This is a genomic window from Paenibacillus sp. FSL W8-1187 (assembly GCF_037965485.1).
Lineage (GTDB): Bacteria > Bacillota > Bacilli > Paenibacillales > Paenibacillaceae > Paenibacillus_O > Paenibacillus_O pasadenensis.
The window spans coordinates 1,298,137-1,311,624 of record NZ_CP150181.1; the positions used below are offsets into that span (position 1 = coordinate 1,298,137).

Annotated in this window: 11 protein-coding genes; 8 read left to right on the top strand and 3 right to left on the bottom strand. The window is 64.1% G+C overall.

Annotated elements, in window-relative coordinates; genetic code table 11:
* Positions 1-68: 68 nt before the first annotated feature.
* Entirely contained in the window at positions 69-719 is a 651-nt protein-coding gene (locus NYE40_RS05660) for a pentapeptide repeat-containing protein (RefSeq protein ID WP_101808639.1), read from the top strand.
* A 144-nt stretch (positions 720-863) separates the two neighbouring features.
* Here the strand turns inward: NYE40_RS05660 and NYE40_RS05665 are convergent, their stop codons facing one another.
* On the bottom strand, positions 864-1,589 hold the full coding sequence (locus NYE40_RS05665) for a Crp/Fnr family transcriptional regulator (protein WP_101808640.1): 726 nt from the start codon (positions 1,587-1,589) through the stop codon (positions 864-866).
* 86 nt (positions 1,590-1,675) lie between these two features.
* Positions 1,676-2,872, bottom strand: a complete 1,197-nt coding sequence (locus NYE40_RS05670; protein WP_101808641.1) for a chromate transporter — start codon at positions 2,870-2,872, stop codon at positions 1,676-1,678.
* Between the two features lie 174 nt (positions 2,873-3,046).
* Here NYE40_RS05670 and NYE40_RS05675 point away from each other — a divergent pair, with 174 nt between their 5' ends.
* A complete protein-coding gene (locus NYE40_RS05675; protein WP_028600378.1) occupies positions 3,047-4,006 on the top strand; it encodes an acetylxylan esterase in 960 nt (319 codons plus the stop codon).
* 1,282 nt (positions 4,007-5,288) lie between these two features.
* On the opposite strand, the gene NYE40_RS05680 is transcribed toward NYE40_RS05675, so the two are convergent.
* Positions 5,289-5,864 (bottom strand): dihydrofolate reductase family protein, encoded by a 576-nt coding sequence (locus NYE40_RS05680; protein ID WP_028600379.1) that lies wholly within the window; start codon positions 5,862-5,864, stop codon positions 5,289-5,291.
* Positions 5,865-6,121: 257 nt separating this feature from the next.
* Between NYE40_RS05680 and NYE40_RS05685 the strand changes: the two genes are divergently transcribed.
* The 6 genes from NYE40_RS05685 to NYE40_RS05710 all read left to right on the top strand — a co-directional run bounded on the left by NYE40_RS05685 (position 6,122) and on the right by NYE40_RS05710 (position 13,416).
* Positions 6,122-7,003, top strand: a complete 882-nt coding sequence (locus tag NYE40_RS05685; RefSeq protein WP_339279507.1) for a hypothetical protein — start codon at positions 6,122-6,124, stop codon at positions 7,001-7,003.
* A 150-nt stretch (positions 7,004-7,153) separates the two neighbouring features.
* Positions 7,154-9,250, top strand: coding sequence for a bifunctional rhamnulose-1-phosphate aldolase/short-chain dehydrogenase (locus NYE40_RS05690; RefSeq protein WP_028600382.1), 2,097 nt, complete (start codon positions 7,154-7,156; stop codon positions 9,248-9,250).
* 29 nt (positions 9,251-9,279) lie between these two features.
* Positions 9,280-10,554, top strand: a complete 1,275-nt coding sequence (rhaA, locus tag NYE40_RS05695) for an L-rhamnose isomerase (RefSeq protein ID WP_028600383.1) — start codon at positions 9,280-9,282, stop codon at positions 10,552-10,554.
* Positions 10,551-12,053 carry a rhamnulokinase family protein gene (locus NYE40_RS05700; protein WP_028600384.1) on the top strand — a complete coding sequence of 501 codons (1,503 nt, stop codon included), beginning with the start codon at positions 10,551-10,553 and terminating at the stop codon, positions 12,051-12,053. The genes rhaA and NYE40_RS05700 overlap by 4 nt, the downstream gene beginning before the upstream one ends.
* 123 nt (positions 12,054-12,176) lie before the next feature.
* Positions 12,177-12,935: a DeoR/GlpR family DNA-binding transcription regulator gene (locus NYE40_RS05705; RefSeq protein ID WP_028600385.1), complete on the top strand. Its 759-nt coding sequence runs from the start codon at positions 12,177-12,179 to the stop codon at positions 12,933-12,935.
* A 151-nt stretch (positions 12,936-13,086) separates the two neighbouring features.
* Positions 13,087-13,416, top strand: a complete 330-nt coding sequence (locus NYE40_RS05710) for a GNAT family N-acetyltransferase (RefSeq protein WP_240479064.1) — start codon at positions 13,087-13,089, stop codon at positions 13,414-13,416.
* Positions 13,417-13,488 lie beyond the last annotated feature (72 nt).

Here is a 13,488-nt window from a genome sequence, read left to right on the forward strand (position 1 = left end):
TGCGCGGCTGCGGCGCGATGCGCTATGCTGGAACGGATGTTCTTATTTCTAATGAAGAAGGTGAGCCGATGAGCGAGACGCGAAAGAGGCTGAAGCTGGAGGCGCCGCGGCTGCCGGCGGAGCCGGAAAGGCTGTCGCTGCCGGCGCGGCTGGGCACGCGGGATGCGTTCGAGCACGGGCTCGTCGAAGGCGAGCGGCTGGAAGAGCTGGACGCCGACAAGGTCGTGTTCGACGGCGTCGTGTTCCGAGGCGTCACATTCGACTCGGCCAAGCTGCGGAGCCTGGAGCTCACGGACGTGCTGTTCGACCGCTGCGATCTGTCCAACGCCGATCTGAGCCGAGCGGTCGTCCACCGCGCGCAGTTCCGCTCCTGCAAGCTCGTCGGAGCCGATCTGAGCGAAGCGATGCTGCGCAACGTGCTCGTCGAGGACTGCCAGCTCGACTATGCCAACCTGCGCGCTGCCGACCTCAAGGGGGTCGTGTTCGCCGACAGCTCGCTGAACCGCGCGGACTTCTGCATGGCGAAGCTCGCCAAGACGGAATTCCACCGCTGCAAGCTGGACGGCGCGCTGCTCGGCACGCCGCTGAGGGGCATCGACCTGAGCGACAGCGAGTTCACGGGACTGTCCTGCAATCCGGACGATCTGCGGGGCTGCATCATCTCGCGCGAGCAGGCGTTCATCTTCGCCGCGCTGTTCGGCATGGTGCTGAAGGACTAGCCAGCGCCTGGCGTCCCCCCGCCCCGCAGCAAAAAGCCGTCCTCTCGGACGGCTTCTTTGCGATCGACGCCGCGGCTCTGCGCCTTTGCGGCCGCCGGCCGTGCCGCTGGCTGCGGTCCGGTCCCGGTCCGGCCAGCGCATGAGCTACATGCGGCAGATTTCCTTCGGACAGCCCTCGCAGCGGCAGTGCTGCATGAGCTGCTCCAGGTCGTGGACGACGATATGGCCCTGGCGCATCGACAGCGCGCCCGCGCGGCGGTAATCGGCGAGCAGCCGGTTGACGCTCTCGCGCGCGGCTCCGATCGTCTCGGCCAGCTCGGAGTTGGTGATGCGCTGCGTGATCAGGATGCCGTCGTCGACGGGCATGCCGTACGTATTGGCCATGCGGATGAGCGTGGAGCAGAGCGCGCCGGGCTTGCCGTAGAGCATCAGGTCGCGCAGCTTCGTCTGCGTGTGCCGGTTCATCTGGCTCATCCAGCCGATGCACTCCAGCGCCAGGCCGCCGAACCGCCACAGCGCGAACTCCAGCTCGCCGCGCGGGATGAAGCTGATGACGCAGTCGGTCTGCGCGACGGCGCTGAAGCTTTGCGACGGCTCTCCGTCGAAGCCGAGCTGGCCGAAGAAATCGCCCTGCTTGTAGCGGTACATCGTGAATTCCTTGCCCTCGGCGCTCGTCTTCATGCCTTTGACATGGCCGTGCTCGAGGTAGTACCAGTATTCCGCCGGCTCGCCCTCCCAGAACACGTGGCCGCCCGCAGGAATCCGATGCTTGCGCATGAGCGCCGACAGCTTCGCGAGGCTGTCCGCAGAAAAGGCGGCCGAGTTGCCCGGAGCCGTCTCCGGCTTAGTGACGCCGCTTGCTGCATCCATGATCGTGCCCTCCTTCCGTTGATGCCCTAACTGTAGCAAATACCGCACGGAAGGGATGTGACCGTCCTCACAGAGGACCCGGGAGCTCAGCTTATCATCATTCCTCCTGCGGCACTTGCCGCGACAACGATCCAAGGCGGCCATTTCCAGAGCGCAATCAGAACGAACAAGATCATGGCCAACGCAAAATCAGCGGGGGACAAAATGGCTGTCGTCCATAGAGGATCATATAGCGCAGCGAGCAGAATGCCGACAACCGCCGCATTGATCCCCATCAATGCGCCTTGCACCTTCGGAATGCTGCGCAAGGAGCTCCAAAAGGGCAAGGCGCCGATGATCATGAAGAAGGCAGGCAGGAATATAGCAAGGGTAGCCACCACAGCGCCAGAAAAGCCGAATGCCATGGCTCCCAAATAGCCGGCAAAGGTGAACAAGGGTCCAGGGACCGCCTGAGCGGCGCCGTAACCGGCCAGGAAGTCCTCGCTCGTAACCCATCCGGCGGGCACAGCCTCACGTTCAAGCAAGGGGAGTACGACATGTCCCCCTCCGAATACAAGGGAGCCTGCACGGTAGAAGCTGTCGAACAGAGGGAGAAAACCCGTGTTTGAAAAGGGTCGAAGCAGAGGCAGCGCAATCCATAAGCTTGCAAAGAGGCCGAGACATAGCGCAGCGGTTCCACGGCTTACTGGCACGGATAGGCTGGAAAAATCAGATGAGGCCGTTTTAGAGTACATCAAAAGCCCGATCAGCCCTGCCGCAACGATGAGCAGCACTTGGCTGAACGCGGTCTGCCACGAGAGGGTGACGGTCGCCGAAATAACCGCGATTGCCACCCGATTCCGGTCAGGCGTCAGTTTCTGTCCCATGCCGATAATCGCATGAGCGACGATGGCTACGGCGACGATTTTAAGCCCGTGTATCCATCCTGCAGCATCCATAGGATAGCCTTGCAGCAAGAACGCGAACAGAGTCAGGGCAAGAAAGGAGGGGAGGGTAAAGCCGATCCAGGCGACCACCCCTCCCAACAGCCCTGCACGGATCAGGCCGATTCCAATGCCGACTTGGCTGCTGGCTGGTCCGGGAAGGAACTGGCACAATGCGACCAGCTCCGCGTAAACGCGCTCGTCGATCCATTTCCGGCGAGTTACGTATTCGTCGTGAAAATAGCCAAGGTGGGCGATCGGACCTCCGAATGAAGTCAGTCCCAGCTTGGTTGATGCCGCGAATAGCTCCAGAAGGGCCCGGGGTTTGCTTTTGGGATTGACATCATTTTCTTCCTTCATGTGAATCCGGCTCTCTCCTTTCGTAGACTTTTCTAAAGTAAGCCTATTTTCTCATCCCTTTATTAGCGGTATTAGCTGTCCTTGTTTTATTTTGAATAATTGACGCTGCCAAGAAAAGCGTGGTAAAAGGAAGGAAAGCGATCTCATCCTACCTAACAAAGCGAGGTATTCGTCATGCCAATGCTAGACATGCCGCTCGAGCAGCTGCGCCGCTACGAGGGCATCAATCCGCGTCCGGACGACTTCGACGCCTACTGGGAGCGCGCGCTCCAGGAGCTCGACGCGACCGCGGCCGAGGTCGAGCTCGTGCCGTCCGCCTTCCAGGTGCCGACTGCAGACTGCTTCGACCTGTACTTCACCGGCGTGCGCGGCGCGCGCATCCATGCCAAGTACATCCGTCCGAAAAACGTGCCCGAGCCTCACGCCGCGCTGCTGCAGTTCCACGGCTACTCCGGCAACGCCGGCGACTGGGCCGACAAGCTCAGCTACGCTTCGCTCGGCTACTCCGTCTTCTCCATGGACTGCCGCGGACAGGGCGGCGGCTCCGAGGACCGCGGCGGCGTCAAAGGCAACACGCTGAACGGTCACATCATCCGCGGCCTCGACGGCGAGCCGGACGACCTGCTGTTTCGGCAGATCTTCCTCGACACGGCGCAGCTCGCCCGCATCGCCATGGACATGCCGGAGGTCGACGCGGAGCGCATCGGCGCGACCGGCTGGTCGCAGGGAGGCGCGCTGACGATCGCCTGCGCCGCGCTGGAGCCTCGCGTGAAGCGCCTGGCGCCGGTCTACCCGTTCCTGAGCGACTACCGCCGCGTCTGGGAGATGGATCAGGCCAAGGACGCTTACGCCGAGCTGCGGAACTATTTCCGCTTGTTCGATCCGCAGCACAAGCGCGAGCAGGAGATCTTCACGCGCCTGGGCTACATCGACATCCAGAATCTCGCGCCGCGCATCCAGGGCGAGACGCTGCTCGGCGTCGGCCTGATGGACTCGATCTGCCCGCCGTCCACCCAGTTCGCCGCCTACAACAAGATCACCGCGCCCAAGTCGCTGGAGATCTACCCCGACTTCGGCCACGAAGGGCTGCCGGGCCTGAACGATAGGATCCTGCAGTTCATGCAGGATCTGTAGGCGCCGAGCCTATCGGCACCGTGCGTGCGAAGGCTGTTCGCTTCAGCCGCTTCCGGTATTCCGGAGGCGGCTTTTTATTTTTGCAGGCTGCTGAGATCAGGGGATGGAAGCGAACGGGGAGGGCTGCAACCCGATTTTTTCGGGTTACAGCACTGGAGCCGCGCTCGGGGGAGGCTGCAACCCGATTTTTTCGGGTTACGGCTCTGGAATCGCGTTCCGGGTAGGCAGTAACCCGATTTTTTCGGGTTGCAGCACTGGAATCGCGCTCGAGGGAGGCCGTAACCCGATTTTTTCGGGCTACAGCTTTGGAATCGCGCTCGGTGGAGGCAGTAACCCGATTTTTTCGGGTTACAGCCGGTTGTTTTGCAAAAAAACCACTTCGAGCGTCCCGCAGCGTGAGTCGCGGCGCTCCCCAATTCCAACTACCGCTAAGGAAGGCGCACTCGTCGCCCCTGCGTCTGAGTTGCGCGGAAAACCCGAGCAACTCGGCGCGACCAGGCGCCTCCACGTCGGAGTTACGCGGAAAATCCGAGCAACTCGGCTCGACCCAGCGCCCCCGCGTCGGAGTTACGCGGAAAACCCGAGCAACTCGGCTCGATCAGGCACCTCCACGTCGGAGTTACGCGGAAAATCCGAGCAACTCGGCTCGACCGGGCGCCTCCACGTCGGAGTTACGCGGAAAACCCGAGTAACTCGGTTCGACGAGACGCCTCCACGTCGGAGTTACGCGGAAAACCCGAGCAACTCGGCTCGACCAGGCGCCCCCACGTCGGAGTTACGCGGAAAACCCAAGCAACTCGGCGCGACCCGGTGCCTCCACGTCGGAGTTACGCGGAAAACCCGAGTAACTCGGCGCGACCAGGCGCCTCCACGTCGGAGTTACGCGGAAAACCCGAGTAACTCGGCGCGACCAGGCGCCTCCACGTCGGAGTTACGCGGAAAACCCGAGCAGCTCGGCGCGACCGGGTGCCTCCACGTCGGAGTTGCGCGGAAAATCCGAGTAACTCGGCTCGACGGGGTGCCAACGAGTCGGATTTGCGCGGAAAAACCGAGTAACTGAGCGCGACCGGGTGCCAACGAGTCGGAGTTGCGCGGAAAACCCGAGCAGCTCGGCGCGACCGGGGGTTTCTTCTGCTGCGGCGCCGCTTAACGCCTAGCTTCCCTCTATCCAAAAAGGCTTCCTTGGTTGCCGGGGCAACCAAGGAAGCCTTTTTTCATGGATGATGCGTGACCGGAACGGTCATGTACGTTCCTTTGGACAATGGAAAATCCAATGCCGTGCTCATCTTGCCCTTCGATAAACGAGCCCGATGGCTCCAGAGTCAAAGGTTTTGTTTTCGACCAGCTCCAGGCTGATCTTCTCCTCGATGCCTTGGAACAACGGCAATCCTTTGCCGATCAGGACCGGAGAAACCGTAATCTTAAACTCGTCGATCAAATCAAGCTGCATAAGGCGGTGCGCGAGCCTAGGACTGCCGAGAATGACCATGTCCTTGCCTGGCTGCTGCTTGAGGGCTAGGATCGCTTCCTTGACCTCCTCTTTCACGAGTCGGGAATTCGCCCATTCGACTTTCTCCAGCGTCGTGGAGAACACGATTTTGGTTGTCTTTTCAATCCACTCGGCATGATCCCGCTCATGCTGCGAAGCGGATGGATCCGACGGCACGGACGGCCAGTACCCGTACATCATCTCGTAAGTCCCGCGTCCCCAGATGACCGTGTCGGCTGTGCTCAGAATTTCTTTCGCATGCTTTTCCAAATGAGCATCGTAGGAAACCCAGCCGATATCCATCGCGCCATTCGGCCCTTCGACAAAGCCGTCAAGCGATGCGTGCAGGAAAAGAACGAGCTTTCTCATCTTCAGTTCTCCTTTGTCCATGAAAATATCTTATAACTAAATTAATTGCAGTATAACAGATTCCGGATGAGGTTGTTTCTTATGGATCGCCATCTCCAACTTGCTGTCCCACTGATGGGCCTATGAAAGTTCGTACTGGGCGGCATGGAGAAGCTGGGTTAGGCTGGAAAAGAAAAGGCGGAATCCGATAGCCGGAGCTCCAGCTTCACGGTCCCGAGCGCGGGAGCGCGGGCTCTGGAACCGCACGGATCTGCCTGATGAAGGAGGCGCGCCGAATGCCGCATGAAGAGACGAAGAAACCGGAGCAAGCAGGTGCTGGAGCGGGGCAGGGCATGGGGAAATACGCTCGTCGAGAGACGGAGGATTGCCAGGGAGTGAAGGGGAGAGCTCGCGAGCAAGAGGGAGCAGTGGCAGACGAGTACGAGGAAGCGGTAGCGGCCGAACATGAGGATGTGCCTGAGCATGAGAAAGCTGGCCCGAACGCGCACGACGGAGCAGGCCCGATTGAGCACGATGGAGCAGTAGCAGACAAGCACGAGGATAAAGCCGAGCACAAAGGAGCAGGCCCGAACGCGCACGATGGAGCAATAGCAGACAAGCACGAAGATGAAGCCGAGCACGACGGAGCAGGCCCGAATGACCACGAGGAAGCGCGCCCGCGCGACTTCGAGAGGGCTGCTGAGGGAGAAAAAGAGCAAGAACGGCGCATCCGGCGGAACGCGGCCGAGCGGCGGATGAAGGCGGAGCTGGCTTCCCATCTGGCGGCTCTGTTTGTCGCGCCGTTGCTCGCCTCCATCGGAATCAGCCTGTTTCTGCTCGAGCCTGCCGCGCTGATCTACGTCCTACTATTCAGCTGGATCGGCACGTTATGCGTCGCGATGCCGGTTTCCTGGATGATCGGCCGGATCGTCGGGAAAAAGGACGGCTCGGGACGCGCCTTGCTTTCCGTGCTGCTGCATGGGGCGGCCGGAGGCGCGCTGATGCTTGCCTTCAACGCCTTGGCCGAGCCCGGCTCGCTGGCGCCTGGCGGCTTCGGATGGCTGTTCGTTCTCTCCGGCGCGGCCAACGGGTTCGCCTACGGCCTGATCCGGCTCGCGGTCCGCTCGCTGGTGATCGGCCGGGAGCCTTTTCAAAAATAAATCCATATATCCAAACAAAAACAAACATGATATAGTTGGATTAAAATGAATCAAACGAATTCAAACTCATTCGGACATCATGAAAACGAAGAGAACGGATTCATCTCTGGCATTCATCCATCATTCAAAGCCAAACGGAGGCGGACTCGCATGGTACAAAGCTTGTGGAATCAGGAAGCGGCGGAAAAAGCGGCAAAGGAGCAGAACGAATCGCTCGAGGGACTGGCGGGGCTCGTCTACCGCTCCAACCGAATCGGGGCGGACCGCTCCGTCTGCAACTGGGGCGGCGGCAACACGTCGACGAAAACGACGGTGAAGGACTTCCGCGGACGCGAGATCGACGTCATGTACGTCAAAGGCAGCGGCTCCGACCTCGCGTCGATGACGGCCCGGAACTTCACCGGCCTGCGCCTCGACGACGTGCTTGAGCTGCGCGAGCGCGAGGCGATGAGCGACGAGGAGATGGTCGCCTACCTCGGCCACTGCATGATCGACGCGTCCCACCCGCGGGCGTCGATCGAGACGCTGCTGCATGCTTTCCTGCCGTTCAAGCATGTGGACCACACGCATCCCGACGCGATCATCTCGCTCTGCTGCGCGGACAACGGCCGCGAGCTGGCGGCCGAGATCTTCGGCGAGCGCTTCGTCTGGGTGCCGTACATCCGCCCCGGCTTCACGCTCTCCAAGATGATCGCGGACGGCGTCCGCGCCAACCCGAACGCCGAGCTCGTGCTCATGGAGAAGCACGGCCTCGTCACCTGGGGCGACACGCAGGAGGCGTGCTACGAGCAGACGATCCGAATCATCTCCGAGGCGGAGGCGTTCATCGAAGCCCGCGTCGACGGCTCGCGCCTGTTCGGCGGACTGAAGTCCGCGCCGCTGCCGGAGACGGACCGCCGCCGCGTCGCCGCGGCCGTCATGCCGCTCATCCGCGGCCTCGTCAGCGACGAGAAGCGCATGGTGCTGTCGTTCGACGACGGCGACGACATCCTCGCCTTCGCAGGCGGAGCGGACGCGCCGCAGCTGTCGCAGGTCGGCGCCGCCTGCCCGGACCATCTCGTGCATACGAAGGTCGTGCCGCTGCTCGCCGACTGGACGCCGGACAGCTCGGAGGCGGGCATCGCGGCTCTTCAGGCCGCCCTCCGGCAGGGAATCGAGGCGTACAAGGAGAACTATAAGGCCTACTTCGAGCGAAACAAGAACGAAGGCGACCGGCGCTTCGAGGCCGCGCCGCGCGTCATCCTCATCCCGGGCGTCGGCATGGTGAATACGGGCAAGAGCCTTGCCAGCGCCCGCGTCAGCGGCGCGCTGTACCATCGGGCGGTGGCGGTCATGCGCGGCGCGACGGCGCTCGGCCGGTTCGTCTCCCTGAGCGAAAACGAATCCTACAACGTCGAGTACTGGCCGCTGGAGCTGTATAAGCTGTCGCTCGCTCCGGCCGAAGCGGAATTTTCCCGCCAGATCGCCTTCATCACCGGCGGCGCGGGCGGCATCGGCAGCGAGACGGCACGCCGTCTGGCCGAGGGCGGCGCGCATCTCGTGCTCGCCGACCTCAACCTCGAAGGCGCGCAGAAGGTCGCGGACGACATCAACGCCCGCTTCGGCGAAGGCCGCGCGCTCGCCGTGCGGATGGACGTGACGAGCGAGGAGCAGGTCGCGGCGGCATTCGCCGAGACGGCGCTCGCGTACGGCGGCGTCGACATCCTCGTCAACAACGCCGGACTGGCGACGTCCAGCCCGTTCGAGGAGACGACGCTCAAGGAATGGAACCTCAACATGAACGTGCTCGGCACCGGCTACTTCCTCGTGGCGCGCGAGGCGTTCCGGCAGATGAAGGAGCAGGCGCGCGGCGGCAGCATGGTGTTCATCGGCTCCAAAAACTCCGTCTACGCCGGCAAGAACGCCTCCGCCTACAGCGCGGCCAAGGCGCTGGAGGCCCATCTGGCCCGCTGCATCGCGGCCGAGGGAGGCGAGCTCGGCATCCGCGTCAACACGGTGCTGCCGGACGCGATCCTGCAAGGCTCGGCGATCTGGAACTCGTCCTGGCGCGAGGAGCGCGCGGCCGCCTACGGCATCGAGCCGGACCAGCTGGAGGAGTATTACCGCCAGCGGACGACGCTGCGCGTCAACATCTATCCGCGCGACATCGCGGAGGGCATCGCCTTCTTCGCCTCCGCCCGCGCGGAGAAGACGACCGGCTGCATGCTGACGGTCGACGGCGGCGTGCCGGCCGCCTTTACCCGATAACCGAACCCGACAAGGAGGCTCAATCGCCGATGAATCCAACCGTAAAGCAGAGCTACGAGCTCGCCCGCGCCCAATACGCCGCCCACGGCATCGATACCGACGAGGCGCTGGAGCGGCTCTCCCGCATCAAGCTGTCCGTCCATTGCTGGCAAGGGGACGACGTGCGCGGCTTCCTGTTCCGCGAGCAGGAGCTGTCCGGCGGCATCTCCGTCACCGGCTCCTATCCCGGAGCCGCCCGCACGCCGCAGGAGCTGCGCGCCGACCTGGAGCGGGCGTTCTCGCTCATCCCCGGCAAGCACAAGGTGAACCTGCATGCGATCTACGCCGACACCGAAGAGGCGGTCGACCTGAACGAGCTGGAGCCGAAGCACTTCCAGCGCTGGGTCGACTGGGCTAAGGAGCAGGGGCTCGGGCTGGACTTCAACCCGACCTGCTTCTCGCATCCAAAAGCCGCCGACGGCTTCACGCTCAGCCATCCGGACGAGGCCGTGCGCCGCTTCTGGATCGAGCACTGCCAGGCGTCGCGCCGCATCGGCGCGTCGTTCGGCGAGCAGCTCGGCCAGCCATGCGTCACGAACGTCTGGGTGCCGGACGGCTACAAGGACCTGCCCGCCGACCGGCTCGCTCCGCGCCGGCGGCTCAAGGAGGCGCTCGACGAGGTGTTCGCCGAGCCGCTCGACCCGGCGCATCATCTCGACGCGGTCGAGAGCAAGCTGTTCGGGCTCGGCTCCGAGGCGTACGTCGTCGGCTCGCATGAGTTCTACATGGGCTACGGGCTGCAGAACGACAAGCTGATCTGCCTCGACTCCGGCCATTTCCACCCGACGGAAACGATCTCGAACAAGCTCAGCTCGCTGTCGCTGTTCGCGAGCGGCATCCTGCTGCATGTGAGCCGCCCGATGCGCTGGGACAGCGACCATGTCGTCATCCTCGACGACGAGCTGCTGGAGATCGCCCGCGAGCTCGTGCGCGGCGAGCTGCTGGAGCGCACGTTTATCGGCCTCGACTTCTTCGACGGCAGCATCAACCGCGTCGCCGCTTGGGTCATCGGCACGCGCAGCACGCTGAAAGCGCTCTTGCGGGCGCTGCTGGAGCCGGCGGAAGCGCTGCGGCAGGCCGAGCTGGACGGCGACTACACGACGAGGCTGGCGCTGGCCGAGGAGTTCAAGTCGTATCCGTTCGGCGCGGTGTGGGACTACTACTGCGAGCGCAGCGGCGTGCCGGCCCGCGAGGCGTGGCTGGACGACGTCAAGGCGTATGAGCGCGAGGTGCAGCTGCCGCGCGGCGAGGCAGCCCGCGTATGACGACGCGGCTCGCCTTCGATCTCGGAGCGGGCAGCGGCCGCGCGGTGCTCGGACGGCTGGGCGGCAGCCGCATGGAGCTGACGGAGGTGCATCGCTTCGCCAACGAGCCGGTGCAGGCCGGCGGCGGGCTGTACTGGGACATCCTGCGGCTTCTGCATGAGCTCAAGCAGGGGCTGCGGCTGGCCGCCCGCGAGGGCGGAGCGCCTCCCGCGAGCCTCGCCATCGACTCGTGGGCGGTCGACTTCGGCCTGCTCGGCCGGGACGGGACGCTGCTCGGCAATCCGCTCCACTACCGCGACCGCCATGCGGAAGGCATGATGGAGCGGCTGCGCGAGCGCTATGGCGACGAGTGGCTGTTCCGGCGGAGCGGCTTGCAGTTCCTGCCTTTCAACACGATCTACCAGCTGGCGGCGATGGGCGAGCGGCGCTCGCCTCAGCTCCGGCAGGCGCAGACGCTGCTCATGATTCCGGACCTGCTGCGCTACTTCCTCACCGGCGAAAAGAAGCAGGAGTTCACGAACGCCACGACGACCGGACTGCTGAATCCGTCCGCGCGCCAGTGGGACAACGAGCTGCTCAAGGCGGCCGGGGTGCCGGTGCGCCTGTTCGCCCCGCTGGCCCAGCCGGGCGACGCCGCGGGCGAGCTGACCGCCGCCGTGCACGCCGAGCTCGGCCTGTCCGCGCAGGTGCAGGTGCTGTGCGCGGCGGAGCATGACACCGCCTCAGCCGTCGTCGCCGTGCCTGCGCGCGAGGAGAGCTTCGCCTACCTGAGCTGCGGCACCTGGTCGCTCATGGGCACGGAGGTGCCGGAGCCGGTGCTGAGCGAGCAGGCGCTGGCGTACAACTTCACCAACGAAGGCGGTGCGGCGGGCACATGGCGGCTGCTGAAGAACATCATGGGCCTATGGATCCTGGAGGAGCTGCGCCGCGAATGGCAGCGTGAGGGCCATTGTCCAGGCTACGAGGAGCTGCTGGCCGGAGCGGGGGCGCTGCCTGCGGGCGGGCCGCTCATCGACCCGGACGATCCGCTGTTCCTGCCTGCCGGCCCGATGGGGCCGCGCATCCGCCAGTGGTGCCGCGAGAGCGGCCAGCCGGAGCCGCAAGGCTATGCCGGGCATGCCCGTTGTATTCTGGAAAGCTTGGCTTTACAATACCGGTATGTGTTGAAGCAGACGGAGCTCGTGAGCGGACGCTCGTTCTCCGGGCTCCATATGGTCGGCGGCGGCATCCGGAACCGGCTGCTCTGCCAGTGGACGGCGGACAGCATCGGCCGCCCTGTGTGGGCGGGACCGGCGGAGGGCAGCGCGATCGGCAATCTCGCCGTGCAGTGGATCTCGGCGGGCGAGCTGTCCGGCCTGTCCGAGGCGCGGCGCGTCATCGGCGATTCGTTCGGCGTCGAGACGTACGAGCCGACGCCCGGCTCGGGCGAGCGGATGGCGGAAGCGTACGGACGCCTGCAGGCGCTCAAGGACAAGAGGAAGGGCCGCCGCTCGGGGTAACGCCCAAGACTAGATCAAAGGCCGCCGCTCGGAGTAAGGAACGCGGGGCGGCTCATGAACAGGACGAAATGAAGGACCGCCGCCTGCGCTAGCGGACGCGGCGGCCGCGAGGAGGAAGGAAGCATGCTGGCGGCAGAGCGCTACGAGCAGATCGTGCAGCTGGTCAACGAGCGCGGCAGCATCCGCGTCACCGAGCTGAGCGAGCTGTGCCGGGTGACGGAGGAGACGATCCGCCGCGACCTGGACCGGCTGGAGCAGGAGGGGCGGCTGCGCCGCTCGCACGGAGGCGCGGTCAGCGTCCGCGACGCCCAGCCGGAGACGCCGTTCGCGGAGCGCGAGGTGACATTCGCCGCGCAGAAGCGGCGGATCGCGGCGGAGGCGGCGCGGCAGGTGCGCCCGCGCGAGCGCATCCTGCTGGATGCCAGCTCGACGGCGTGGTACATGGCGCGGGAGCTGCCGGACATGCCGCTGACTGTGCTGACCAACTCCGCGCGCGTGGCGGTGGAGCTGGCGGCCAAGGAGCAGATCCAGGTCATCTGTACCGGCGGGCAGCTGTCGCGCGCCTCGCTCAGCTTCGTCGGCCCTTCGGCCGAGCGCTCGCTGGAGGAGTATCACGTCGACAAGGCGTTCCTTTCGTGCAAGGGGCTGCATGTCGAGCGCGGCCTCAGCGAGTCGAACGAGCTGCAGGCGCGGGTCAAGCAGCAGATGCTGCGGATGGCCGACGAGGTCGTGCTGCTGGCGGACGCCAGCAAGATCGGCCTGCAGTCGTTCACGCGCTTCGGCAGCCTGGAGCAGGTCGGGCGGCTCGTCACGGACGACCGCATCACGGCCGAAGCGGCTCAGGCGCTGCGGGAGAGCGGCTTGGCGGTCGTGGTGGTGTAGGCGTAGGTCAGGCGAGGACCTCATTTCGTGCCTTTCAGGCGGAATGAGGTCCTTTTTGTACGGGGCGTGAAGGGGGCGGGACTGCCGTCATTCGGCATGCTGAATCCTGAATCGGAATGAGGAATCTGAAATGCTAGATTCGCAGGTTCGCATGGCAATCGAGTTCGAGGGGAGGCTGATCGGATATGCGGACCTGGCCCAGATCCGGACGAATGCAGCGGAACTCGGAATTTCAATCGGGGAGAGCGGCCTTTGGGGAAAGGGGATCGGATCCTTGGCCGCCGGGAAGATGATGGAATTGGCCAGGGAGAAATACGGAATCACCCTTTTCAACGCCGAGACGAACGAGGAAAACGCCCGTTCAAGAAGGATGCTGGAAAAGCTCGGCTTCGTTGAAATCAGTCGTGTCGGCCGGGAGGCTTACCTCGGGAAGGACGGCCGGCTCATCCAGTATCGGCTCGGTCCGGTCATCGAACAGTAGGCTGACTGGCTGGACGGTGATGCCCGTTCGACGACGCCCGATCATTTCCAGCGGCTTTCCGCCTCCCAATAG

Bases quoted from the DNA above. Each gene is read 5' to 3' on its own strand.
- NYE40_RS05660 (WP_101808639.1), top strand. From the start codon at position 69: ATGAGCGAGACGCGAAAGAGGCTGAAGCTGGAGGCGCCGCGGCTGCCG.
- NYE40_RS05665 (WP_101808640.1), bottom strand. From the start codon at position 1,589: ATGGATGCAGCAAGCGGCGTCACTAAGCCGGAGACGGCTCCGGGCAAC.
- NYE40_RS05670 (WP_101808641.1), bottom strand. From the start codon at position 2,872: ATGAAGGAAGAAAATGATGTCAATCCCAAAAGCAAACCCCGGGCCCTT.
- NYE40_RS05675 (WP_028600378.1), top strand. From the start codon at position 3,047: ATGCCAATGCTAGACATGCCGCTCGAGCAGCTGCGCCGCTACGAGGGC.
- NYE40_RS05680 (WP_028600379.1), bottom strand. From the start codon at position 5,864: ATGAGAAAGCTCGTTCTTTTCCTGCACGCATCGCTTGACGGCTTTGTC.
- NYE40_RS05685 (WP_339279507.1), top strand. From the start codon at position 6,122: ATGAAGGAGGCGCGCCGAATGCCGCATGAAGAGACGAAGAAACCGGAG.
- NYE40_RS05690 (WP_028600382.1), top strand. From the start codon at position 7,154: ATGGTACAAAGCTTGTGGAATCAGGAAGCGGCGGAAAAAGCGGCAAAG.
- rhaA (WP_028600383.1), top strand. From the start codon at position 9,280: ATGAATCCAACCGTAAAGCAGAGCTACGAGCTCGCCCGCGCCCAATAC.
- NYE40_RS05700 (WP_028600384.1), top strand. From the start codon at position 10,551: ATGACGACGCGGCTCGCCTTCGATCTCGGAGCGGGCAGCGGCCGCGCG.
- NYE40_RS05705 (WP_028600385.1), top strand. From the start codon at position 12,177: ATGCTGGCGGCAGAGCGCTACGAGCAGATCGTGCAGCTGGTCAACGAG.
- NYE40_RS05710 (WP_240479064.1), top strand. From the start codon at position 13,087: ATGGCAATCGAGTTCGAGGGGAGGCTGATCGGATATGCGGACCTGGCC.